Annotated in this window: 23 protein-coding genes and 1 tRNA gene; 6 read left to right on the forward strand and 18 right to left on the reverse strand. The window is 71.5% G+C overall.

Annotated elements, in window-relative coordinates; all coding sequences use genetic code 11:
* Positions 1-17: 17 nt before the first annotated feature.
* A complete protein-coding gene (locus tag AS25_RS12030) occupies positions 18-533 on the reverse strand; it encodes an O-acetyl-ADP-ribose deacetylase (protein WP_035965382.1) in 516 nt (171 codons plus the stop codon).
* A gap of 56 nt (positions 534-589) precedes the next feature.
* Here AS25_RS12030 and AS25_RS12035 point away from each other — a divergent pair, with 56 nt between their 5' ends.
* Positions 590-1309, forward strand: coding sequence for a PIG-L deacetylase family protein (locus AS25_RS12035; RefSeq protein ID WP_035965385.1), 720 nt, complete (start codon positions 590-592; stop codon positions 1307-1309).
* 141 nt (positions 1310-1450) lie between these two features.
* Here AS25_RS12035 and AS25_RS12040 read toward each other — a convergent pair whose 3' ends face one another.
* The 6 genes from AS25_RS12040 to trhO all read right to left on the reverse strand — a co-directional run bounded on the left by AS25_RS12040 (position 1451) and on the right by trhO (position 7056).
* Positions 1451-2527, reverse strand: coding sequence for a tellurite resistance/C4-dicarboxylate transporter family protein (locus tag AS25_RS12040; protein ID WP_253270577.1), 1077 nt, complete (start codon positions 2525-2527; stop codon positions 1451-1453).
* A complete protein-coding gene (locus AS25_RS12045) occupies positions 2524-2913 on the reverse strand; it encodes a YchJ family protein (RefSeq protein ID WP_035965386.1) in 390 nt (129 codons plus the stop codon). The genes AS25_RS12040 and AS25_RS12045 overlap by 4 nt, the downstream gene beginning before the upstream one ends.
* Before the next feature lie 71 nt (positions 2914-2984).
* The gene (locus tag AS25_RS12050; RefSeq protein WP_035965387.1) at positions 2985-4046 is read right to left on the reverse strand and encodes an LLM class flavin-dependent oxidoreductase; all 1062 of its coding nucleotides are present in this window, start codon (positions 4044-4046) and stop codon (positions 2985-2987) included.
* Between the two features lie 194 nt (positions 4047-4240).
* On the reverse strand, positions 4241-5113 hold the full coding sequence (locus tag AS25_RS12055; RefSeq protein WP_035965388.1) for a uracil-DNA glycosylase: 873 nt from the start codon (positions 5111-5113) through the stop codon (positions 4241-4243).
* Between the two features lie 245 nt (positions 5114-5358).
* Positions 5359-6033, reverse strand: a complete 675-nt coding sequence (locus AS25_RS12060) for an MOSC domain-containing protein (protein ID WP_035965389.1) — start codon at positions 6031-6033, stop codon at positions 5359-5361.
* A 132-nt stretch (positions 6034-6165) separates the two neighbouring features.
* Positions 6166-7056, reverse strand: coding sequence for an oxygen-dependent tRNA uridine(34) hydroxylase TrhO (gene trhO, locus AS25_RS12065; RefSeq protein WP_035965391.1), 891 nt, complete (start codon positions 7054-7056; stop codon positions 6166-6168).
* A gap of 412 nt (positions 7057-7468) precedes the next feature.
* On the opposite strand from trhO, the gene AS25_RS12070 reads away from it, so the two are divergent.
* Positions 7469-8791: an MFS transporter gene (locus tag AS25_RS12070; RefSeq protein ID WP_172644452.1), complete on the forward strand. Its 1323-nt coding sequence runs from the start codon at positions 7469-7471 to the stop codon at positions 8789-8791.
* Between the two features lie 126 nt (positions 8792-8917).
* Here AS25_RS12070 and AS25_RS12075 read toward each other — a convergent pair whose 3' ends face one another.
* Positions 8918-9634 carry a trimeric intracellular cation channel family protein gene (locus AS25_RS12075; protein ID WP_035965394.1) on the reverse strand — a complete coding sequence of 239 codons (717 nt, stop codon included), beginning with the start codon at positions 9632-9634 and terminating at the stop codon, positions 8918-8920.
* A 213-nt stretch (positions 9635-9847) separates the two neighbouring features.
* On the opposite strand from AS25_RS12075, the gene AS25_RS12080 reads away from it, so the two are divergent.
* From AS25_RS12080 to AS25_RS12090, 3 genes are all read left to right on the forward strand, one after another.
* Entirely contained in the window at positions 9848-11473 is a 1626-nt protein-coding gene (locus AS25_RS12080) for an alkaline phosphatase D family protein (RefSeq protein WP_035965395.1), read from the forward strand.
* 69 nt (positions 11474-11542) lie between these two features.
* Complete coding sequence (locus AS25_RS12085; protein WP_035965397.1) at positions 11543-11986, forward strand: GNAT family N-acetyltransferase; 444 nt, start codon at positions 11543-11545, stop codon at positions 11984-11986.
* A complete protein-coding gene (locus tag AS25_RS12090; RefSeq protein ID WP_084118196.1) occupies positions 11979-13490 on the forward strand; it encodes a carboxylesterase family protein in 1512 nt (503 codons plus the stop codon). Before AS25_RS12085 ends, AS25_RS12090 begins: the two co-directional genes overlap by 8 nt.
* Positions 13491-13513: 23 nt before the next feature.
* On the opposite strand, the gene AS25_RS12095 is transcribed toward AS25_RS12090, so the two are convergent.
* The 10 genes from AS25_RS12095 to AS25_RS12140 all read right to left on the reverse strand — a co-directional run bounded on the left by AS25_RS12095 (position 13514) and on the right by AS25_RS12140 (position 21550).
* Positions 13514-13714, reverse strand: a complete 201-nt coding sequence (locus AS25_RS12095) for a helix-turn-helix transcriptional regulator (RefSeq protein WP_052160965.1) — start codon at positions 13712-13714, stop codon at positions 13514-13516.
* Positions 13714-14148, reverse strand: a complete 435-nt coding sequence (locus AS25_RS13925; RefSeq protein WP_052160966.1) for a hypothetical protein — start codon at positions 14146-14148, stop codon at positions 13714-13716. Before AS25_RS13925 ends, AS25_RS12095 begins: the two co-directional genes overlap by 1 nt.
* Positions 14149-14231: 83 nt before the next feature.
* Positions 14232-14849, reverse strand: coding sequence for a mismatch-specific DNA-glycosylase (locus AS25_RS12105; protein ID WP_052160967.1), 618 nt, complete (start codon positions 14847-14849; stop codon positions 14232-14234).
* Between the two features lie 169 nt (positions 14850-15018).
* Positions 15019-15927 carry an EamA family transporter gene (locus tag AS25_RS12110; RefSeq protein ID WP_035965479.1) on the reverse strand — a complete coding sequence of 303 codons (909 nt, stop codon included), beginning with the start codon at positions 15925-15927 and terminating at the stop codon, positions 15019-15021.
* Between the two features lie 35 nt (positions 15928-15962).
* Positions 15963-16793, reverse strand: a complete 831-nt coding sequence (locus tag AS25_RS12115; protein ID WP_216594121.1) for a TspO-related membrane protein — start codon at positions 16791-16793, stop codon at positions 15963-15965.
* Positions 16794-16932: 139 nt separating this feature from the next.
* Entirely contained in the window at positions 16933-17754 is an 822-nt protein-coding gene (locus AS25_RS12120) for an alpha/beta fold hydrolase (RefSeq protein ID WP_052160968.1), read from the reverse strand.
* 112 nt (positions 17755-17866) lie between these two features.
* Positions 17867-18181, reverse strand: coding sequence for a DUF3072 domain-containing protein (locus tag AS25_RS15585; RefSeq protein WP_084118198.1), 315 nt, complete (start codon positions 18179-18181; stop codon positions 17867-17869).
* 138 nt (positions 18182-18319) lie between these two features.
* Positions 18320-20107 carry a selenocysteine-specific translation elongation factor gene (gene selB / locus AS25_RS12130; RefSeq protein ID WP_035965401.1) on the reverse strand — a complete coding sequence of 596 codons (1788 nt, stop codon included), beginning with the start codon at positions 20105-20107 and terminating at the stop codon, positions 18320-18322.
* Positions 20107-21414 (reverse strand): L-seryl-tRNA(Sec) selenium transferase, encoded by a 1308-nt coding sequence (gene selA, locus AS25_RS12135; RefSeq protein ID WP_035965402.1) that lies wholly within the window; start codon positions 21412-21414, stop codon positions 20107-20109. Before selA ends, selB begins: the two co-directional genes overlap by 1 nt.
* Before the next feature lie 41 nt (positions 21415-21455).
* Positions 21456-21550: transfer RNA gene (locus tag AS25_RS12140), tRNA-Sec, on the reverse strand.
* 83 nt (positions 21551-21633) lie between these two features.
* Here AS25_RS12140 and selD point away from each other — a divergent pair.
* On the forward strand, positions 21634-22677 hold the full coding sequence (gene selD, locus AS25_RS12145; RefSeq protein ID WP_035965403.1) for a selenide, water dikinase SelD: 1044 nt from the start codon (positions 21634-21636) through the stop codon (positions 22675-22677).
* The last annotated feature ends 65 nt before the right edge of the window (positions 22678-22742 follow it).

Raw genomic sequence — 22742 nt, forward strand, 5'->3', positions numbered from 1 at the left:
GTGACGCGCGGGGCGGGTCAGGAGTTCTCGGACAGGGCGTCGCGGAACGCCTGCTCGGCGGCCTCGGAGAAGGGGACGAAGATGACGGTGTCCACGGAGGTGTCCGTGGCGAGGACCGTGCGCACGGCGATCCGGGCGGCGTCGTCCATGGGCCAGCCGTAGATCCCGGCAGAGACCGCGGGGAAGGCCACGGACGTGGCACCGATCTCGTCCGCCACGCGCAGCGACTCGCGATAGCACGAGGCCAGGACGTCGCTGCGATCGGTCTTCTTGGCGAACACCGGGCCCACGGTGTGGATGACCCACGTGGCGGGCAGGTCGTACCCCTTGGTCGCCACGGCCTGGCCCGCGGGGAGCCCGTCCGGGAGGGTCGTCTCCCGCAACTGCTTGCACTCGGCGAGCAGCTGCTTCCCGGCGGCGCGGTGGATCGCCCCGTCCACACCTCCCCCGCCCAGGAGCTTGGAGTTGGCCGCGTTGACGATCGCGTCCGCGTGGACCTTCGTGATGTCACCCTTGCGAATCTCGATGTTCATACGGCCACACTAGTCCCGCCCTGTCACCGAGCCCCCGGTCCCCCTAGGCTGGAACCATGGCCGATCTCGAACTGTTCGACGATTCAGGGGTCCGCACCGTCCTGTGCGTGGTGGCCCATCCGGACGACATGGAGTACGGGGGTTCGGCCGCCGTCGCGCGCTGGACCCGACGCGGCGCCACGGTGAGCTACCTGCTGCTGACCGCCGGGGAGGCGGGGATCCGGGACCGCGATCCGCGCGACGTCGCCACGTTACGGCAGCGCGAACAGGAAGCCGCGTGCCACGCCGTGGGCGTCACCGACCTGCGGATCCTGGACCTGCCGGACGGGACCCTCGAATACGGGCTGGACCTGCGGCGCAGGATCGCGCGGGTGATCCGCGAGGTGCGCCCGGACACCGTGGTCACGATCGACTGGGCCGTGGAGGCCGGGTGGGGGCTCAACCAGGCCGACCACCGCGTGGCGGGCATGGCCACGCTCGACGCCCTGCGCGATGCCGACAACCCCTGGGTGTTCCGGGAGCTGCTCGAGGACGAGGGACTCGAAGCATGGGGCGCCGAACGGCTGCTGGTCACGGGCGCACCACCGGATCACGCGATCGAACTGTCCGAGGAGGACATCACCGCGGCGGTCGAGTCGCTGCGCTGCCACGAGCAGTACCTCGGGGCCCTGGACGGGCACCCGGACCCGCACGAGATGATCACGGGCATGACCGAGGACGCCGGGCGCGCCGCCGGTGTGGACCACGCGCTGGGGGTGCGGGTCCTCCCGCTCTGACGTCTTCGGGGTTTTCCGCGGGGCTTCGGTAGGGGGCGACGGCGCTCGTGCCGTCACGGGGCCGACGGCACTGGCGCCGTTGGCCGTCACGGCACAGCCCAGCCGTCCCGGAATGCCCCGCCACGTCACGATGCGGAACGTTCAGCCCCTCCCCCGGGCGAACACACCGCGGGCACCGCGCCCGAGCATGGCCGCGAGGGTCAGCACCCACGCGGCGGCGGCCACCCAGTAGAACCAGCGACCCACCTCGGTGAGCAACGGCAGGTGGTTGGCGCGCCCCAGGTACATCCCGGCCACGGCGTACATCCCCAGGGGGAACACGATGGACCACAGGGAGGCGTCGTAGCGCAGGGGGACGCGCTTCACCGCGTGCCGCCACGCCCCCAGGGCCACGAGCACGGGGATGAGCCACGTAGCGAAACACCACAGCACCACGGCCATACCGCCCACGAGTCCGCGGGTGGCGTCCACCATGGGCGCGCTGTCCATCTCCACGATCAGCGCCCCGGCCACGACCGAGATCGCGAGCGACCCCATGGCCACCCAGTACGGCGCATCGATGGTCTTCGGGGTCAGCGGGTACACGAGCAGGCGCAGGGACAGGAATACCGCGCACGCGCAGTACAGCACGAGTCCGATGGACCAACACATCACCGCGGTCACGGACAACACCTGTCGGGCCTGCGGGTAGAGGGGTTCGAGCGTGGCGCTGACCACGGCCATGGACTGCGCGGCCACGACCCAGATGAACCAGGACCCGTTGGTCAGGGCGAGCACGGGCCGCTCTGCGCGGCCGAGCACCGCGAACCACGGCACCACGTAGCCGAGCAGCAGCCATCCCACGCCGGACGCCGCGAGCAACAGCGCCGCGGGAACGGTCTCCCCGAGCGCGATGAGACACACCGCAACCACATTGGTCCCCGCCACCCCGGTGAAGAACCCGAAGGCCCGGGCGGGGACGTGCAGGTCCTCGAGAACGCGCCGCGGATACGCGATCACGCGCCACGCGGTGAGTACCACGAGCACGGCGTACACCGCGAGCGCGAAGCCCATGACCACCTGGGCGGGTCCGTGGAATCCGAGTTGGTACGCCCCCACGGAGACGATGCCGGAGGCCATGACCACCGCGAAACATGACGGCGGCAGGCTCGCCACGTTGCGCTTCAACGCACCCAGTGCCCGTCCGGAGATCTTCGTGGTCGTCGCGGTGCCGCTCACGCGTCCTCGACCGGGGCCGTGTAGAACCACCGACCCGCGCGCTTGGCGAAGCGTGAGTTCTCGTGCAGGACGCCCGGGCCGTCGGGGCCGCGGTGGTGGGCCTCGAACTCGACGGTCCCGGCGGCGTCGTCCTCCCCGCCGCCCTCGGTGCGCACGATCGTGAGCCCGGTCCACTCGACCCGGGGATCGCTCGCGGTGTCCGCGGGACGGTGCGCGGGGTGCCACGTGCGGAACAAGTGGTCGTCGTTGCCCGTGGCGAACGCGGTGTAGCGCGAACGCATGAGGGCCTCCGCGGTCGCGGGCCACCGCTCGTTATGCACCGCGGGGCCGCAGCACCGCTCGAACGGCGCACCGGCGGGCAGCCCGCCGCAGGGACAAACACTCATGCGCCGGAGTTTACCCCCGCACTGCCCCCGCTCCTCGGGGTGCGACGTCGCCGTACCCGGCTCGCGCGCGGTCACCGACCCGTGATCGGGTACCCCCGGACCGGGCCCTCCGTGTTGGGCCTCCACCCGAGGGCGGGAGCCACGTGCTTGGCGAAGTTCTCGAGGATGCGCAGGTTCAGCTCGGGACCCAGCTGGCTCGGGATGGTGAGCATGAGGGTGTCGGCGGACATCACGGCGTCGTCGGCGCGCAGCTGCTCGATGAGGACGTCCGGTGAACCCGCGTAGGTGCGCCCGAACGTGGAGGTGAACCCGTCGATCACGCCCACCTGGTCGCGGGACTCGCGCGCGCCCATGTAGGAGAAGATCTCGTCCTCGGGTCCCACGATCGGGAACACGCTGCGGCTCACGGACGTGCGCGGCGTGCGTGTGTGACCCGCCTTGGCGAAGGCCTCGCGGTAGCGGCGCAACTGATCGGCCTGCTGTTCGGCGAACGTACCCTCGTTCGCCTCGGTGAGCAGCGTGGAACTCATGAGGTTCACGCCCTGCTCGCCCGCCCACTCGGCGGTCCGGCCCGAACCGGCACCCCACCACACGCGTTCCGCGAGACCCGGTGACTGCGGTTCGATCGCGAGCCGCGCCCCCGCGCCGTACTGGGCGGGATCCGCGTAGGTCATGGGCTCACCTTTGATGGCCCGCAGGAAGGTGTCGAAGTGCTCGCGGGCGATGTCCGCACCGCGCGGATCCGTGGACCCCAGGTAGCCGAACGCCTCCCACCCGCGCAGCGCGGGCTCGGGTGAACCGCGGCTCACGCCCAGGGCCACGCGACCGTCCGCGATGAGATCCAGCTGGGCCGCTTCCTCCGCGAAGTACAGCGGGTTCTCGTAGCGCATGTCGATCACGCCCGTACCCACCTCGATGTGCCGGGTGCGCGCCGCGATGGCGCTCAGCAGGGGCATGGGGGACGCCGACTGGCGTGCGAAGTGGTGCACGCGGAAGTACGCGCCGTTGACGCCCAGCTCGTCCGCTCCCTCGGCGATCTCGATCGCGTCCTTGAGGGCCTGACGAGCATCCGGGTCCGCGGGTCCACGCCCCGAACCGTAATGACCGAAACTCAGGAATCCGAAAGCCTTCATGACCGGTGCAACCGCGACCCCGCCCCTTTTATTTCCCGTGCAAATTCTTCCGCGATGGGTACGACGTCGCTCGGTGTCGATCGCACGCCGGCGTCCGGGCATCCCGTGACCGCGGGGGGTGATCTTCAAACGGCCCGTGCGCCCGCGGCGTCGTCGCACCCCGGAAACGGTCCCGTCCGCGGCGGTTCCCGGGGTCAGGCCCCGCCGGACTCCTCATCCCCTGAGGCGGGGGCCGCGGCGAGGGCCATGACGTCGTCGAGCATCTCACGCGTGAGCAGGCCCGTGAACGTGTTGCGCTGGCTCACGTGGTAGCAGCCCACGAGCCGCACGGTGCGGCCTTCCGGCGTGCGCAACCGGGCGACGGCGCCGTGGCCGAACTTGGGGCGCGGCCGGGGCACCTCCCAGCCCATGCGCGCCGCGGCGGCCAGGGTCGTCTGCCACGCGATGCCACCGAGCGCGAGCATGCTCTCGAGATGCGGGAGCAGCGCGATCTCCCGCTCGAACCAGCCGCTGCACGCCGCCTTCTCGTCGGGTGCGGGTTTGTTGGCGGGCGGCGCGCAGCGCACCGGGGCGATCATCCGCACGCCGCGCAGCGTCTGCCCGTCCCCCGCGGTGCTCACGGTCTCGTTCGCCGCGAACCCCGCGCGGTACAGCGCCGCATAGATCCAGTCCCCGGCGCGATCCCCCGTGAACATCCGCCCCGTCCGATTGCCGCCGTTCGCCGCGGGCGCGAGACCCACGATCACGAGCCGCGCCATGGGGTCCCCGTAGGACGGCACCGGGCGCCCCCAGTACGGCTCCCCCGCGAAGGACGCCCGCTTGTGCTCGGCCACGTCCTCCCGCCACTCGACGAGCCGATCGCACGTACGGCACACGCTGCACAGGGCGTTGAGCTGCTCGACGTCGTTCGCCCCGGCCGCGAGCTCACGCACCCGGGCGGCGTCGCGGGCCACGGGGGTGTCCGCTCGGGCGGGGTCCTCCGGCCAGCCCGTTCCGGGCGGCACCGGGGACGGGAAGGGTTGGCCCGTGAGCGGGTGGGGTAGGAGCTCCTGGGGCTTCTCAGCCATGTGGGTGCCTGTCTCTGGGATGCGGGTGGGTCGCGTTGTATGGAGCGCGGGTGTTGAGTCGCGGCGGGCGCGGGGTTTCGTATGGAGCAGACTGCTGGGCTGCCGGAGCGGGGCGACGGGGCACATGGGCTGCCGGGCGCATCGGCGAAGAGCGCCGTCGTCCGGTGCGCGAGCGCCGTCGTCCGCGCCCGGAGCGCAACGGCTCAGGGGCGTGCGGGGCGACCACGCGCCGTCGGGCCCGCGGCTCAGAGCAGGGTGTCCTCCCCGAGCCGTCGCAGGATCTGCCGGCGCCAGCGTTGCGGGAACTCCGGGGCGCGGGTCAGGGCGCGGTAGGCGTCCGGGTCCGCCATGCCGGCGTTCATGATGCGCACGACGTCGCTCACGGACACCGCGCCGGACGGTCGGCTCGTGAACTCGAACGCGTCCCCCGCGGCCACGTGACCCTCGCGCAGGACCCGCAGGTAGAACCCCGTGCGCCCGGTGTCCTCCATGTCCCGGGGCAGTTGGGCGTCCTGCCACCTGCGGGACACCGTGGCGCACGGCGTGCGGGGCTGGGTCACCTGGACCACCGCGGTGCCCACCCGGTACACGTCCCCCAGGTGGACCTGCTCCTCCGTGGCGCCGCGCAGCGTGAGGTTCTCGGAGAACGCACCGGGACCCAGATCGCGCCCCTCCCGGCGCCACGACTCGTAGTTCTCGTGGGGATAGCAGCACACGGCCTTCTCGGGACCGCCGTGCACCGGGATGTCCCCCTGCTCGTCGCCGATGAAACCTGTGGCGCTCAGGAACACCCGGTCCGTGCGGGCCTCCTTGTCCGCGGCGGTGTCGAAGGCCTTACCGCCCCAGCGCTGACGCCGCACCGCACCGGTGTGCAGCGCGACCACCGCGGCATCCGTGACCGTCAGTTGTGGATTCTCCATGGGTCCTCCTGATCCCGGGGACAGCTCGTCGAACGGAGCGCGGGCCGGCCCGTGTCGCGACTGCCCGCCGCTGCCTCCTGGTCAGTGACGTTACGCGCTGTTCCGTGCTGCTTCACGGCGACCCGCGGCCATTCACGCGTGCACCGGGACGCAGTCGGGACAGTACGCCCGGGCCCCGGTGGCCGTGCAGTCCGCACAACATAGGAACAACTGTCGGCACGTGGGTTCCGCGCAGTTCACGAACAAGGGAGTGGCCGTGCCGCATTCCTCGCAGCGGCCCAGCGAGCGCGCATCCGGGGAGAACTCCATGTGCATGCGCTTGTCGAAGACGTAGAGGGAGCCGTCCCACAACCCGTCGTCACCGTACTGCTCGCCGTAGCGCACGATCCCGCCGTCCAGCTGGTACACGTCCCGGAACCCCCGGTTTTTCAGCAGCACGCTCAGCACCTCGCAGCGCACTCCCCCGGTGCAGTAGGTCACCACGTGCTTGTCCTTGAGGTGGTCGTACTTGCCGGAGTCGAGTTCCCGGATGAAGTCCCGCGTGGTACCCGTGTCGGGGACGACGGCGTCCCGGAACCTCCCGATCCGCGCCTCCAGCTCGTTGCGGCCGTCGAAGAACACCACATCCTCACCGCCCCGTTCCACGAGCTCGTGCACCTCGCGGGGTGTCAGGTGGGTGCCCCCGCCCTGGACCCCGTGCTCCGTGACCGTGATGACGTCCGGGGCGTGGAAGGACACCAGCTCGGGGCGCACCTTGACGCTCAGCCGCGGGAAGTCGTCCCCGGCGCCGTCGGACCATTTGATGTCCGCGTCCTTGAAGGGCGCGTACTCGCGCAGACCGCGGACGTAACGTTTCACGTCCCGGATGTCCCCGCCCACCGTGGCGTTGATCCCCTGCGCGGAGACGATGATCCGCCCGGTCACGTTGCTGCGCCGCGCCAGGTTCAGCTGCCACAGCCGCACCGCCTCCGGGTCCGGCAGGGGTGTGAAGACGTAGAACAGCACGATCTTGGGGAGGGACATGGCTCCAGCGTAGATCCCCGCTCCGACCGAACATCTGTGTCCCGAAAATGCCGTTCCCGGCCGATCCAGCGGTCGTTCCGGGACCTAGGTGTTGTGCAGTGGGATTGCCGCGGGGGTATGAGGCGGGGGTATGAGGCGGGGGTGCGGGGTCGAGTTACCGCGGGGGTGCGGGATGGGGGTGCGGGTGCGCGGTCCCCTCGCTGGATTGGATACAGTCGGGGGACGGGCCACACCTGTCACCGATCCGGCAGTGTGGGGCTCACAGGTCCCGCGATCCGTGCTCCGCGCGGTGGACGCCCGCCTCGATGAGCCCGCCGTTGATCCACCGGCGCCGAACCTCCGGCACATCGTTCTAGGGAGCACCATGTCCACCGCCTCCGTTTCCGCCAGCGCCCCCAGAGCACCACAGCCCATGACCACCCGCCACTGGCTGGTCGCCGCCGGCGGGTTCCTGGTGATGATCGCGGCGTCCGTGGTGCTCTCGGGCCTGTCCCTGCTGCACCCGTTCATCGTGCGGGACATGTTCACCGACGACCACGGTCAGCCCATGAACGGCGGCCAGCCCGCGTTCCTGACCTACTTCACGGTGCTCACCATCATGATCGTGGTGACCATGATGTTCGTGGCGGGCAGGTTGATCGCGAAGTTCGGTCCGCGGTTCATGCTCGGCGTGGGGTCCTCCATTATGGGTCTGGGCGTGTTGTTGTTCGCCTTCGCCCCAAATCCGGTCATGTTCTACGTGGCCGGCGGGGTGATCGGCGTGGGCTACGGGCTGTCCCAGGCTCCCATCCCTCCGGTGATCACCACGTCCTGGTTCGAGGCCAAACGCGGACTCGTGCTGGGCATCGTGCTCTCCGGTTCCGGTGTGGGCGGGCTGTTGTGGTCGGTCGTCACACCCCGCATGGCGCAGAGCATGGGGTGGCGTCCCACGATCGTGGGCATGGCCGTGGTGCTCGTGGTGGTCTCCCTGGTGGCCACCGTCTTCCTGATCCGCAACACCCCCGCGGACACCGGCCTGCGCCGGTACGGCGCGGTCCCCGGGGAGGACGGCGCCCCGCGGCTGGAGGACCCCGAGACCCTGCCCGGCTTCACATCCCGGGACGCGATGCGCAATCCGTGGTTCTGGTTGCTGTCCCTGTCCTTCGTGATGATCGGGATGATCGTGTCCGTGACCCAGGTGCTGCCGATCCTGCTCAACGTCTACACCGGCGTCAACATCTCCGTGTTCAGCCTGCTGCTCGCCACGTGGACGTTCACCCTGATCTTCTGGAAGCCGCTGCTGGGCATCATCAACGACAGGATCGGTGTGATCTGGATGATGACCATCACCCTCGGGCTGATGGCCCTGGGCTTCCTGTACCTCCCCCAGATGTCCTCCCCGGCGGCCGGGTTCGGCGGCGCCGCGCTCGTGCTGCCCATGCTCGCGATGGTGTTCATGTCCGCGGGTGTTTCCAACGCGACCGTGGCCCCGCCGCTCGTGCTGCGCCACACCGTGGGCGCGCGCGACTACAGCAAGCTGCTGTCCCTGGGGCTGTCCTTCTACTACATCGGCAGTGCGCTGGGCGCTCCGCTGTGGGGCGCCATCCAGACCCTGACCGGCACGTACAACTCGGGGCTCTACGCCGCGCCGGTCGTGCTGGCGCTCATCGTGATCTTCTCCCTGCTGGCGGGTCGCAATGCACCCAAGTCTTGGACCAACAAGGCGCCCGCGAAGGACGTCTCCCCCGCCGACTGAGCGTCCCCCACGTACCGGGACGCAGCGGCGTCGTCCGCCGAGCGAGCGAGCCTTGGGCCGGTCCGGGCGGCGTCGTCCATCGCGCGAGCCCAGGGTCCGGACCTGTCGGTGCGGTCCGCATCGGCGTCACACCCGACGACGACGCCGCTCCCCGCCCCGCTCGCGGCGCACGTGTCTGCCCGTGGCGGGTCTGCGGCGTAACCGTGCCAGCGCACCGGGGCGGAGGTTCGCGGGGCCGGGCAGGCGCCACCCGAAACGGCGCGCGGCGACGCTGACCACGGCGCTGAGGACGATGGCCCCGGCCATTCCCGCGGTCTCGTGACCCAGGCCCGCGAGCAGTGCCATGAGCCCGCTCGAGAGCAGGGCGCTCGTGGCGTAGAGGGTGTTCCCGCCGAAGATGGCGGGTAACCGGCCCACGGCGATGTCCCGGATCATCCCCCCGCCCACGGCGGTGACGACCCCCAGCAGGATGGCCGGCGGCCACGCGAGCCCGGCGCCCAGGGCCTTGACGGTGCCCGTCGCGGCCCAGCACCCCACCGAGAGACAGTCGGCCACGAACAGGGCGCGCATCGTCCAGCGGTGACCGAAGACCATGAGGTAGGCGATCACTGCTCCGGCGAGCGCGGAGGTGAGGTAGGCAGGGTTGGTCAGCGCCACCGGGAAGCCCTGTTGCAGAAGGGTGTCCCGCAGCATGCCGCCGCCCAGTCCGGAGACGATGGCGAGCACCGTGAACCCCACGAGGTCCATGCGCAATTGGCGGGCCACGACGCCGCCCAGGATCCCGTTGGTCAGCACGCCCAGCAGATCCACGGCGCTGAAGACGGATGCCGCCTCGATGCTCACTGCGTGTTCTCCCGTCGACCCGTTGCGTGAACGGGGACCAGCATAGGGGCCGATCGGCGCGCCGGGCGGCAACCGGCACGTCGATCGGTTTCGCGGGCGGGAGCCCCGGCTGCCCGTGGCGCACCCCGTGCGGGTAACACTGCACGTCAGAGCGGATCCGAAGATTCACCCGGGAGCAATCCACGGGTCACCCACGGCGCCGATCATGAGGTCATGACTCTTCAGAACGGCCCCTTGAACCGTCGTCAGCTCATGAGCGGGGCCGCGCTGGCCGCCGCCGTGACCGCCGTCCCCTCCGCCGCGCTCGCCCATGACAAGCCCTCCCGCGGGCCGGGGCTCGTGGTCGAGCGCCTCACCCTCCCGAGCGGGGTGGCCAGCGGCGACGTGACCTCCGACTCCGCCGTGCTGTGGGCCCGCTCCTCCGGCGCGGGACGCTTGCACGCCGTACTGCGGGCCACCGGGGCGGACGGCACCGTCCTGCGCGGACGCCACGCCACCAGGCTGCACCTGGTGAGCGGGTGGGCCCACCCCGGGACAGATCACACGGCCAAGATCCTGGCGCGCAAGCTCCCCGCGGGAACCCGCTTCGACGTGACCTACCGTTTCGAGGACGGCTCCGGGCGCATGGGTGAACGCCTCACGGGGTCGTTCACGACTGCCCCGGGGCGTGCGAACCGCCGCGGCGAGTGCGCTCCCCAGTCCTTCGTGTGGACCGCGGACACCGCCGGTCAGGGCTACGGCATCAACCCGGAGATCGGAGGGATGCGGGGATACGCGGCCATGCACGCGACGCGCCCCGACTTCTTCCTGCACTCCGGGGACACGATCTACGCGGACAACCCCCTGGAGCCCACGCTCGAGGTGCCGGGTGAACCGCTGTGGCGCAACGAGGTCACGGAGGAGGTCTCCAAGGTCGCCGAGACCCTCGCCGAGTTCCGGGGCCGCCACCGCTACAACATGATGGACACCAACCTGCGGGCCCTGTACGCGGAGGTCCCCGTGATCGCGCAGTGGGACGACCACGAGACCACCAACAACTGGTGGCCCGGTGAGGTCCTGGACGACCCGCGGTACACGCAGGTCCGGGACGTGGACACCCTGGCCGCCCGCGGTCGGCAGGCGTGGCAGGAGTACATGCCCATCGCCGACTCCCGCGCACTGCGCCGCGGCACCGGTTTCGAGCCCGCGCGCATCCACCGCAAGATCCCCCGCGGCCCGCACCTGGACGTCTTCGCCCTGGATATGCGCACGTTCAAGAGCGAGAACACCAATGGGTTGGAGCCGCACGAGACGGACATCCTGGGCGAGGAACAGACCCGGTGGTTGATCCACGAACTGTGCCGGTCCCGGGCCACGTGGAAGGTCATCGGCAACGACCTCCCCCTGGGGCTGGTGGTCCCGGACGGGAAGGGACAGGAATCCATCTCCAACGCGAACCACGGTGCACCGCTGGGCCGTGAGCTGCAGCTGGCCCGTGTGCTCAAGGCGATCAAGGACCACCGGATCAAGAACGTGGTGTTCCTCACCGGGGACGTGCACTACTGCGCGGCCCACCACTACTCCCCGGAGCGGGCGGCGTTCAAGGACTTCACGCCCTTCTGGGAGTTCGTGGCCGGGCCCATCAACGCCGGTTCCTTCGGCCCCAACGAACTGGACCGCACGTTCGGCCCCCGCGTCGACTTCCAGCAGGCCGGTCCGCCCATGGGCTCCCCGCGCTCGGGCGAGCACCAGTACTTCGGACACGTGAACGTCTCGGGGGACGGCAGCGCGTTCACGGTGCGCCTCATCAACGCCAACGGCACCACGGTCTACACCCGCACGCTCACCCCGCAGCGGTGACCGCGCGGCGCCAGCGAACACCCCGCTGGCGTGGTGTTCCGTGCTCCGCGGATGCGCCAGGATAGGAGCATGAACGACACCCTGCCCGGTTACACCGTCCTGGACGGCCCGCCCTCGATCCCCGATTACCTGACGCTGCGTCGTGAGGCGGGGATGAGCCCTAAGACCGAGGAGCAGGCCGCGGCCGGGATCGGCGGCGCGTGGGCGGCGGTCCACGTGATCCACGACGAGTCCGGCGACACCGTGGGCATGGGCCGGGTGATCGGGGACGGCGGGTGGTACTTCCACGTGATCGACATGGCGGTGTTGCCGCCGCATCAGGGCAGGGGCATCGGCTCCGCGGTCCTGCGCGCGCTGCTGGATCGCATCCGCCGCGACGCACCGCCGGGCGCGTACGTGTCCCTCATGGCGGATGAGCCCGGTCGCCCGCTGTATGAGCGGCATGGCTTCACGGACCCCGCGCCGCGGACAATCGGGATGAGCCTATCCATGGATCACGGGACGCATGACTGAGCGCCCCTCCGCGCCGGGAAATTCGGGGTCCGCCGCACAGGACGACGCCGCCGCCCCGGGTCACGCCGTTTCAGGTCGCGCCGCCCCGCCCCCGTCCGGCGGTGCATTTGCGGCCCCGGGGCACGCCGCCCCGCCCCCGTCCGACGACGCCGTCCCACCCTCGTCCGACGCACCCACCGCACCCCGGTGGGACGCACCGTGCGGGCGGATCATCGGATGGCGGGACGGTCCCGTGGACCGTGCCACCGGGATCCGCTACGCGAACGCGGCGCGCTTCGAGCGACCGCGGCCGGTCGCGGCGTCGGCGGCGGAGATCCACGCGACCGAACCGGCGCCCGCGTGCCCGCAACCGCCCATGCCGTTCCTGGACGACGTCGTGGGCAGCAACATCGGCGCGCTGCCCCAGGACGAGGACTGCTTGCGCATCTCCGTGACCGTGCCCGCGAACACGCCGCCGGACGCCGGGCTGCCCGTGATGGTGTGGATCCACGGCGGGTCGTACGCGTCCGGGGCAGGGGACGCGCCGTTCTACGACCCGCGCGCGCTCGTGAGCGAACAGCGCGTGATCGTGGTGAACGTGACGTACCGGCTGGGGCTGCTCGGTTTCCTGGGCGACGGCGCGGACATCCCCGCCAACCTCGGGCTGCTGGACATGATCGCCGCCCTGCGCTGGACGCGCGAGAACATCGCCGCGTTCGGCGGCGACCCGGCCAACGTCACGGCGTTCGGTCAGTCCGCGGGCGGGGACGCGGTCGCGCACCTCATGATCGCCGACGGCGCTCGGAGCCTGTTCCACCGCGCCGTCATCCAGAGCGCGCCGTTCGGCCTATTGGCCGGGCGCGCCAGGATGAGCGAGCTCATGGCCACGACCGCGAGCGCGTTGGCCCGGGACGCGTCGCTCGACGACATCCGCACGATGCAACAGCGCGTGGCCAAGGCCGCCACGCGGTTCGGACTCAAGGGCCAGATGCCGTTCGGACTGCAGTACGGCCACGACCCGCTGCCACCCGAGGCCGACCTGGACCGCCACTGGCGCGAGGCCGCCCCGCACGTGGAGGTCCTCGTGGGTAACACGACCCGCGAGGCCGCGCTGTTCACCGCGCGCATCCCCCCGCTGCTACGGCGGATGAACCACCCCAGCAAGTCGCGCGGTGTGGAACGGATCCTCATCAGCCCGTTCACCCAGCGGCTCTACGGCCGGGGTGCCCGCCGGTTCGCGCAACGCCACGTCAGCTCGGGTGGCACGGGAGCGCGCTACGAGTTCTCATGGGGCGTGGGGCGCAGCCCGATCGCCGCGGCGCACATCTCCGAGCTGCCCCTACTCTTCCCGGGCCCGGCATGGGAACGCACCCCCATGGTCGAGGGCCACACGTGGGCGGACGTCCTCGCCGACGGCGCTCGCTTACGCCGCGCGTGGGCGGACTTCGCGCGGGGCGAGCCCGTCACGAGCGACCCCCGCGCGGGGCTCCGGGTGTTCCCGCCGGATCCGGGTCGCAACGTCTGAACCGGGTTTCTCGGGAGCACGGATCACTTGAGGGCGTCGGGGGTGAACAGGTCCTCGATCCGGCACTCGAACACGGCGGCGAGCCGGAACGCCAAGGGCAGGCTGGGGTCGAACCGGCCGCGTTCGATCGAGATCACGGTCTGGCGGGAGACGCCCAGCAGTTGCGCGAGGTGGGCCTGCGACCACGACCGGTCTCCCCTCCGCTCCGCGATCCGGTTGTCCACTAGGCCCCTCGCCTGTTGAGCACCGCGTAGCGGATGGCAGCATCGGCCATGACGAACACGAGCAACAGCACCAGGAGGGTCGAGCCCGCGATCTCGAATCGCGTGAGGGCCAGGACGACGCAGCCCAGCCCGGCCACGATCAGGAAGTCGTGGAAGGCGCCCGAGGTCGCCTTGTCGTACCACTGGCCCTCCACGTTGTCCTCCGCGTGGGGATCGGATTTCACCGTGTACCGGGAGACGAACACGAACCAGGACAGGGCGAACATGGGCCCGGCGGTGCACACCGCGAAGACGGTGAACACCATGAGCCGGTTCTCGTCATAGAACAATGCGGCCGCGCCACCCAGCGCCGCCGCGGCGAGCGCACCGGTGATGAGCATGGCGACATAGGTGGACGGGGGCGCCTTCATCCGGCGCTCGGTACGAGTGGTCATGACTGGTATCCCTTCACCCGGTCGGAGCGGGGATTCCGTTCCGAATGTCGATGGCTACAGTCAAGTGTGCTTGACACTCGATGTCAAGGTTGTTTGACACCTCGAGTTGTGGCGCTTCGAGGGATCTCCTCCGGGTCGACGGCGATGCCCGCGGCGCGGGCGATGTCACCGTAGATCCGCGCGAGGTCGTCCAGGGAGCTGTGGGCATTGAGACCGCTGGGGTTGGGTGCTACGAACAACTCGGTGCCCGGCCACGGTGACTCCTGCCGGCCCGTCACGGCCTTGGGGCGGTCGAAGGCCGCGCGGTACGCGGTGATGCCGAGCACCGCGACCACGGCGGGATGCTCCGCGCGGACCAGTCGGTCCAGCCGCTGTGCCCCCTCGTGGAACTCCTCCGCGGTGAGCTCGTCCGCCCGCGCGGTGGCCCGGGGACACACGTTGCTGATCCCGATCCCCCGGTCGGTCAGCTGCGCCAGTTCCTCCGGGACGTAGCCGTCGGCCGCGTTGATCAGGGTCGGGGTGATCCCCGCGCGATGCAGCGCGGGGTAGAACCGGTTACCCGGCCGGGCGAAGTGCGCACCGGTCGCGGCGGTCCACAACCCGGGGTTGATGCCCACGAACAACAGCCGCAACGGCTGGGGCAGCAGATCCGGGACGGTGCGATCCCGGTAGGAGTCGAGTTCGGCGCGTGAGAATCCCATGGTGGATCATGCTAGGCCGCGGCACCGACGGCCCGGATCGATGCCGGGACACAGCTGGGACGCTCGCGACAGGACGCCCCTCCGGCGGAGCGGATGGAGCGCCGGCGGGACGGCCCTCCGAAGGAGCAGACCGCGCAGCGCGAGCACACCGGGCCGCAACCCGCGCGGCTCACGTCCCCGGCGGCGTCGGCCCCGTGGACGGCGGACGGCCCGCGCGCACAGCAGCGGCACCGGCGAGGATCACGAGCACCATCCCCGCGATCTCGAGCGGACCCAGTACCTGCCCCAGGATCAACCACCCCACGAGCGCGGCGACGGCCGGTGCCATGCTCACGAGGATCGAGAACGTCTCGGCGGCCAACCTGCGCAGTGACGCGAGTTCGAGGGCGTAGGGCAGCGCCGAGGACAGCAACGCCACCGCGAGCCCCACGAGCAAAACGCGCGGCTCCAGCAGCGCGGCCCCACCGCTCGCGATCCCGAAGGGCGCCGCGAGCACCGCGCCCACCACCATGGCCCACGCGAGGCCCTGGGTCCCCGGGAAACTGCGCCCCGCCTGCCGGGACATCAGGATGTACACGGCCCACATCGCGGCCGCAGCCATGGCGAAGAACACGCCCGCGAGGTCGGGGACCCCGGAGCCCGGGCCCACGCCGCTCAACAGCACGACGCCCGCGAGCGCCAACGCGGCCCACAGCACCCCACTCCACTTCCGGGACAGCACCACGGACAGCGCGAGCGGTCCGAGCAGTTCGATGGTCACCGCGATCCCGAGCGGCAGTCGCGCAATGGCCTGGTAGATCAGCAGGTTCATCCCACCGAGGGCCGCCCCAAAGGTGAGCACGACCCCGATCGTGTGCCGCGTGAGCCCCGCCGGGGACGGTCGCACGACGGCGCACAACACCACCGCGGCGATCACCAGTCGCAGGAACACGGCGCCCGTGGCACCCACGTGGTCGAACAGGCTCACGGCGATCGCCGCGCCCGTCTGCGTGACGAACGCCGCGGCGACCACGAGCAACACGCCCTGCGCGGACGAACCGCCGCTCTCGCGGGCCGTCGGGGAGGTCGAGGGATTCACGGCGTCCACGCTACGCGCTGCGCCGCGGTGCCGGGTCAGCTCGCGACGACGCCGCTACGCTCGCGTCCCGCGCGGGTGTCGAGTGCCCGGGTACCCCGGTTGCGATCCCGGATCAGGGCGATGATCCAGATCAGCAGGGTCACGGCCGCGAGGACGAACGCCGCGGTCCCCACGAACTGGGACGCGGGTTCACCGGAGGTGCGGGCCACCCCGATCCACACGAGCGCCCATACGACTGCCGCGGCCACGGTGAAACGCGGGCCCAGGAGCCGGGCGTAGACGGCAGTGAGGAGCACGGCCACCACGAGGACCGCCACGGCGATCCACTCGTCCGCGGTGCCCCCGGAGCCCCACCCCTCGGCGGTACCGGCGGCGGCCACATTGGTCGTTGCCGCGGCGGTGACCCAGCCCAGATACAGACCGAACGTGCCGTCCACGATCACGCGCCCCACGGGAGTGGTGTGCGGGTGCTCGTGCAGCCGCTTGACCAGCACCCCCAGGACCACAGCGAGCGCGAGGATCACGAGCACGCTGAGCCACAGCCATCCGCCCTGGATCACGAGCAACCACGCGGCGTTGAGCACCATGGACACCCCGGCGAGCCAGCCGATCCGGCGCTCCCGGGTGGTCTCGGCCACGCTGGGCAGCCATTGCCGCACGGTATAGAGGAACAGGCCCACGTAGATCACGGACCAAATGGAGAACGCGGTGCCCGCGGGAGCGATCAGGGTCGCGTCCGAGTCCAGGGCTCCGCCGGCGGTGTTCGCCACCGACGTCCCGATCACCCCGACTCCCACGAGTGTCCCGACAATGCAGAACACCCCGCTCAGGGTCACAAAAAGACGGCGGCCGAGGTCGGAGTGCATCCGGGGTGCTCCTTTGGTCGTGGAGTGTCAACCCTACGGACCGCGGTGGTGCCGCCCTCGCGTGTTAACCGCGGGTTCGCGGCATCAGTACGTCCTCGAGCCAGGAGCGGGCCGCGCGGATCGGCGGCACCGCGCGGGATCAGCGCTCCGCGAGCAGGAATGTTCGCAGCGCGGAGATGACCTCGTCCGGGCGGTCCGCGTGCACCCAGTGGCTCGCACCGCGCACCGTGATCCGCACCGTGCGCGGGAACAGCGCGCGCATCGCGGGGACGTCGCTGTCCTGGACGTAGTCGGAACGCTCCCCCGCGATCCACAGGACGGGCCCCGTGAAGGTGCGCCCGGCGACGTCGTCCGAGGGCCAGTCCCCGATGACACCCAGCTCGGCATGGAGCAGACCCAGGTTGGGCTGCCACCCGAAACCGCCGTCCCGGTGGCGCAGGTTCTGGAGGAGGAAACCGCGCACGTGGTCCTCGGGGATCTCGGGGCGCAGCGCGGCGTCGGCCTGGGAACGGTGGGTGACGTCGCTCAGGTCCAGGCGCTGCAGAGCGCCCAACAGGTGCTCGAACTCGCCCCGCCCGGCACCGGACTCCTGCGCGCCCACCGGGGAGATGTCCACGATCACGAGCCGGCGGACCAGCTCCGGGTGGCGCAGGGCCAGGATCATGGCGACCTTCCCGCCCATGGAGTGACCCACGACGTCCACGGGACCGTCCGCGGCGAAGGACTCACGCAGCTCGGCGGCCACGGTGTCGGCCATGTCCGCGTAGCCGAACTCATCGGTCCACGCGGAGTCCCCGTGATTGGGGAGATCCACGAGCAAGCTGCGGAACTCTGGCCGCAGCCCCTTGGCGATATTCGTGAAGTTCTTGCCGCGGCCGAAGAGCCCGTGTAGGAACACGACGCGATGCGCGCCGTCTCCCACGAGCGTGGTCTTCACGAGGGGTTTCTGGTCCTGGGGCACGGGCCCAATCTACTGTGCGGGCACGCCGCGCCCCAAAGCGGACACCGCCCCGCACGCGGCGTGGCTGCCGGGTGCGGGGCGGTGGATCCGGGACGTCCCGGATGAGGACGGATCAGTTCTGCGAGCCCTTGAGCCGTTCGATGTGCTGGGACGCCTCCGCCTTGGTGAGATCCGCGGGCAGTTCCTCCCCGGCCTGCTTGGCGAGGGTGTCCAGGTAGGACTTCTGGGACGCGGTCATGGGCTCGTCGCCGCTGACCCAGGTCGAGGGGTCCTTCTCGAGGGACGAGTCCTGGGCGTCACCGGTCGCACCGATGGTCTCGCCCTGGGGCGCGCCGTTGGCGGCCTGGTCGGGCAGGGCGCCGTCCGGGGTGCCGTTCTCGAGCGGGGGCTGTCCGCCCTGGGGGTCCTGTGCGGGGGTTTCGGTCATGACTGCTCCTTCGCTGGGTCTCGCGCCGGATCACCGGCTGTCGTGGTGTCGACGCTAGCCCCCGCCCCGCCTCCCCGCGAGGAGGTTTCGCTCACGGCGCGCAAGGTGCCTCCGTTCGTACCGATCCGCGGCGGGTGGTCACCGCACGATGCTGCGGTTGCTCCCGTCCTCGCGCCGCGTCCAGCCCTTGGCGTCCAGGTGTTCGAGCAGCGGCACGGCCACCCGGCGCGTGGTACCCCACGCCTGCCGCGCCTGGCTCGTGGTGAAGGGCTGGGGCAGCCGCGCGAGCTCGCGCATCGCGAGCGCGGGCGCGGTGGGCAGCAGGACGACGTCGCCGGGTAACCGCAGCACCCGACCGAGCCGCTGCGCCGTCGCGAGTTCCCTCGGGCCCAGGCGCAGCTCCTGCAGTTCGTACGCCTCGGGCGCCGCGAACGGCTCCGCGCGCAAGCGCTTCTCGAGCGCGGCGATCGCCGCCTCCGCGGTGCCGAGCCCACCGCCGCGACCGGGGACCGTGATGTACCCGTCCCGTTCCGTGAGCTGCGCCCGGGCCACGACTGTGTCCAGGAGCCGACCGCCCGGTTCGCCGAGCGCTGTGCGGGCCGCGCCCCGGGGCAGTCCCGGGGCCAGGGGGTCGCGCTCGTGCACGGCCTCGACCGCCGCCCGCAACTGCGTGGCCCACTGCGCGAGCCGGGGTGCGTGGATCCACCATCCGTCCGCCACGACGACGTCGCCGGAGGGCGTCTCGTCCGCCGCGAACCCCAGCAGCCGCAACCGCTCGGTGCTCACCGCCCCGTACTTGACGGTTTCGGCCACGGGGTCGCCGTGGTCGGCGATGGCCGCGAGCCGAGCGGCCTCCCGGGCGGCCGCGCCGCGCCGGTCGAGGGCGGGAGGGTCGATGTCGAGCACGCGCGCACCCCCGACCGCAACCTGTGCCCCGGGGCTGCGCAGCACGAGCCGGTCCCCCGGCACGAGGGTCATCTCCTGGTCCAGGTGGAGTCGGGCGTGATCGGCATCGAGCGGCCTGATCCGTGCTCCCACCCCGGCGGTTCCCGCGTGCACCACGATTTCGGCGGGCAGTTCGTCGAACGGCGCGCCCCGCTCACGGCGGACCTCGATGACGCCCGTGCTCGGCCACGCGTCCGGGGTCATGAGCACGTCCCCGCGGTGGATCGCGTCCTTGCTCGTGCCCCGCAGGTTCACCGCCACGCGGTGGGTGGGTCCGATCCGCGCCACGGAATCGTTCTGACTCTGGACCGAGCGCACGGTGACCTCCTGCTCCCCCGCGCGACCGCGCAGGGTCAACCGGTCTCCCGTGTGCAGGGTCCCGGCGGTCAGGGTCCCGGTGATCACGGTCCCGGCACCGGAAATCGTGAAGGCCCGGTCGATCCACAACCGGATCCTGGCGTCCGGATCCGGGGCGGGGACCCTGGAGAGCACCGCGTCCAGCGTGTCCCGGAACTCGTCGAGTCCGGTTCCCTCCCGTGCCGAGACGGCCACGGCGGGAGCGTCCGCGAGACCCGTGCCGACGAGCTCCGCCCGAGCCCGCGCCACGACGTCGGCCACCCGCTCCGGAGCCCGATCCGCCTTGGTCACCACGATCATCCCGTGCTCGATCCCGAGGGCGGCGACCGCATCCCGGTGGTCCCGGGACTGGGCCTGCCAGCCCTCATCCGCGGCCACCACGAAGCACACCACGGGTGCCGGGCCCACACCGGCGAGCATGTTGCCCAGGAACCGCTCGTGCCCGGGGACGTCCACGAACGCCACGTGCCTCCCCGAGGGCAGCTCGGTCCACGCGAACCCGAGGTCGATCGTGAGCCCGCGTTGCTTCTCCTCGTCCCACCGGTCCGGTTCGATCCCCGTGAGGGCCCGGACCAGGGTGGACTTGCCGTGGTCCACGTGACCGGCCGTGGCCACGACGTACATCAGCCCACCTCCGCGAGCGCCGCGCGCACGGCGGCGAGCAGGTCGGCGTCCCGCTCCTCGGGGACACAGCGGGGGTCCACGAGGCACGCGCCGTCGTGCACGCGCGGCAGCACGGCCGGTGTGCCGAGGCGCAGCGGGCGCGCGGCGGCCTCCGGGAGCCGCACGGCCCAGCCGGGCAGCGGAACACCGGGGGCGCCGCCACCGCCCACGCGACCATCGTGCTCCACGACGTCGGCCCCCACCGCGGCGGCCAGGGCCTCCGCGCGCTCACGCACGCGCTGCGGGTCCGCGTGCAGGGCGCTCGCGACGGGGGTGGGACCGCCCCGCAGGGTGGCCTCGAGGGCGGCGAGGGTCAGTTTGTCCGCGCGCACGGCCCGGGCCAGCGGGAAGCGCGCAAGGCGGCGGATCGTCTCGGTGCGCCCGAGCAACAGACCCGCCTGGGGCCCGCCGAGCAGCTTGTCCCCGCTCGCGATCACGGCGTCCGCGCCGGCCTCGAGCGCTTCCGACAGACTCGGCTCGTGGGGCAGCGCGGGATCCGGCGTGAGCAGGCCGCTACCCACGTCCACCACGAGCGGCACCCGGTGCTCCTCCGCGAGCGCCCGCAGCTCCCCGAGCGGCACCGAGGACGTGAAGCCGTCCACCCGGAAGTTGCTGGGGTGGACCTTGAGGATGCACCCGGTCTCCGGACCCATGGCGTCCCGGTAGTCGGCGTGGTGCGTGCGGTTGGTGGTCCCCACCTCGCGCAGCCGCGCACCCGTGGATTCCATGAGGTCGGACAAGCGGAACCCGGCACCGATCTCCACGAATTCGCCCCGGCTGATCAGGACCTCGCGCCCAGCGGCCAGCGCGGTCGTGGCGAGGACCAACGCCGCGGCACCGTTGTTGACGATCAGCGCATCCTCGGCGGCGGGGCACGCGTCGAGCAGTGCCTGCCGCGCGGCGACACCCCGGCCGGAGCGCTGCCCGGTGGTCAGGTCCAGTTCCACGTCCACGTAGCCGGAGGCGTCCTGCAGGGCCTGGCGGGCGGCATCGGAGAGCGGAGCGCGGCCCAGGTTGGTGTGCACCACCACGCCCGTGGCGTTGAGCACCGGGGTCAATGAAGACGCGCCGCGCGCCGAGAGCTCGCTGACGACGGCGCTCGCGACGTCCTCGGGCGCGATCTCCCCCGCGCGTGCCCGGGCCTGCGCGGCCGTGATCGCGGCCCGCACCGCCGCGGCCCCCAGTCCGGCTCCCGCGGACCCGATGCGAGGATCCGCGAGCAACCGGTCGGTGCGGGGGATGCGGCTGCGGGGATCCGCTGCACTCACGGCAACTCCTCGGGATCTGTGGCGGGCGAGTGCTCAAAAAGTGGCGGAGGCGGACGGGAATCGAACCCGCCAGACCGAGCTGCTCGGTCTCACCGGTTTTGAAGACCGGGGCGCCCACCAGGACACGTACGCCTCCGGGAGCGAATGTATCACCGCGCTCGGACGCCCTCGGTCGTCATGTCTCAGTAGCCTGTCCGTCCCCACTCCTAGACTGGACGCATGACTCCCGAAGCCGCCCGCCCGTCCACGACCTCGCACCCGTCCGGGACCGGGATCGGCCGTCTCACGAGCTACGCCCACGGCGGTGGCTGCGCCTGCAAGATCCCGCCGGGCGAGCTCGAGGACGCCGTCAAGGGACTCACGGGCCAGGACTCCCCGGACGTCCTCGTGGGCCTGGACGACGGCGACGACGCCGCGGCCGTCCTCGTGCGCCCCGACCTCGCGGTGCTCTCGACCGCCGACTTCTTCACCCCCGTGGTGGACGACGCCCGCGACTGGGGCCGGATCGCCGCGGCGAACGCACTGTCCGACATCTACGCGATGGGCGGGACCCCCGTGGTCGCGATCAACCTCGTGGGCTGGCCCCGTGAACTGCTGCCCATGAGCCTCATGTCCGAGGTGCTGCAGGGCGGTCTGGACGTGGCCGCGCTCGCGGGCTGCCCCGTGATCGGTGGGCACTCGATCGACTCCCCCGAACCCACGTACGGCATGGCGGTCACCGGTACCGCGGATCCCGAACGCCTCATGCGCAACGACGCCGCCCGGCCTGGTCTGCCCATCACCCTGACCAAGCCGATCGGGGTGGGGCTGCTCAACAACCGGCACAAGACCACGGGTGAGGTGTTCCCCGCCGCGATCGAGACCATGACCGCGCTCAACAAGGATGCGTCCCGCGCTGCCCTTGCGGCCGGGGTGCGTGCGGCCACGGACGTGACCGGTTTCGGTCTGCTGGGCCACCTGTACAAGATGTGCCGGGCCTCCGGGGTGGCCGCCACACTCGATGCCTCCGCCGTCCCGCTCGTCGACGGCGCGGCGGACGCCCTGCGGGACGGTTTCGTCTCGGGCGGTACCCGCCGCAACCTGGACTGGGTGCGCCCGTTCCTGTCCGCGGGATCGGGAATCACCGAGGACCAGCTGCTCCTGCTCGCGGACGCCCAGACCTCGGGCGGGCTGCTCGTGGTCGGGGAGGTCCCCGGCTATCCCGTGATCGGGGAGACCACCGAGGTTCCCGCCGACAGCGACGCGCTCGTCACCGTGCGCTGAGCGCGCCGCTCAGCGCAGCGCGCGAGCCGTTCATTCGACCGGTTGCGGGACGGCATGCGCGGTCG

The organism is Kocuria marina, from assembly GCF_000786655.1.
GTDB classification, from domain to species: Bacteria; Actinomycetota; Actinomycetes; order Actinomycetales; family Micrococcaceae; genus Kocuria; species Kocuria marina_A.

Bases quoted from the DNA above. Each gene is read 5' to 3' on its own strand.
- AS25_RS13925 (WP_052160966.1), bottom strand. From the start codon at position 14,148: ATGACCACTCGTACCGAGCGCCGGATGAAGGCGCCCCCGTCCACCTAT.
- AS25_RS12090 (WP_084118196.1), top strand. From the start codon at position 11,979: ATGACTGAGCGCCCCTCCGCGCCGGGAAATTCGGGGTCCGCCGCACAG.
- AS25_RS15585 (WP_084118198.1), bottom strand. From the start codon at position 18,181: ATGACCGAAACCCCCGCACAGGACCCCCAGGGCGGACAGCCCCCGCTC.
- selD (WP_035965403.1), top strand. From the start codon at position 21,634: ATGACTCCCGAAGCCGCCCGCCCGTCCACGACCTCGCACCCGTCCGGG.
- AS25_RS12055 (WP_035965388.1), bottom strand. From the start codon at position 5,113: ATGGCTGAGAAGCCCCAGGAGCTCCTACCCCACCCGCTCACGGGCCAA.
- trhO (WP_035965391.1), bottom strand. From the start codon at position 7,056: ATGTCCCTCCCCAAGATCGTGCTGTTCTACGTCTTCACACCCCTGCCG.
- AS25_RS12070 (WP_172644452.1), top strand. From the start codon at position 7,469: ATGACCACCCGCCACTGGCTGGTCGCCGCCGGCGGGTTCCTGGTGATG.
- AS25_RS12060 (WP_035965389.1), bottom strand. From the start codon at position 6,033: ATGGAGAATCCACAACTGACGGTCACGGATGCCGCGGTGGTCGCGCTG.
- selB (WP_035965401.1), bottom strand. From the start codon at position 20,107: ATGTACGTCGTGGCCACGGCCGGTCACGTGGACCACGGCAAGTCCACC.
- AS25_RS12050 (WP_035965387.1), bottom strand. From the start codon at position 4,046: ATGAAGGCTTTCGGATTCCTGAGTTTCGGTCATTACGGTTCGGGGCGT.
- AS25_RS12085 (WP_035965397.1), top strand. From the start codon at position 11,543: ATGAACGACACCCTGCCCGGTTACACCGTCCTGGACGGCCCGCCCTCG.
- AS25_RS12105 (WP_052160967.1), bottom strand. From the start codon at position 14,849: ATGGGATTCTCACGCGCCGAACTCGACTCCTACCGGGATCGCACCGTC.
- AS25_RS12115 (WP_216594121.1), bottom strand. From the start codon at position 16,793: ATGCACTCCGACCTCGGCCGCCGTCTTTTTGTGACCCTGAGCGGGGTG.
- AS25_RS12035 (WP_035965385.1), top strand. From the start codon at position 590: ATGGCCGATCTCGAACTGTTCGACGATTCAGGGGTCCGCACCGTCCTG.
- AS25_RS12030 (WP_035965382.1), bottom strand. From the start codon at position 533: ATGAACATCGAGATTCGCAAGGGTGACATCACGAAGGTCCACGCGGAC.
- AS25_RS12080 (WP_035965395.1), top strand. From the start codon at position 9,848: ATGACTCTTCAGAACGGCCCCTTGAACCGTCGTCAGCTCATGAGCGGG.
- AS25_RS12045 (WP_035965386.1), bottom strand. From the start codon at position 2,913: ATGAGTGTTTGTCCCTGCGGCGGGCTGCCCGCCGGTGCGCCGTTCGAG.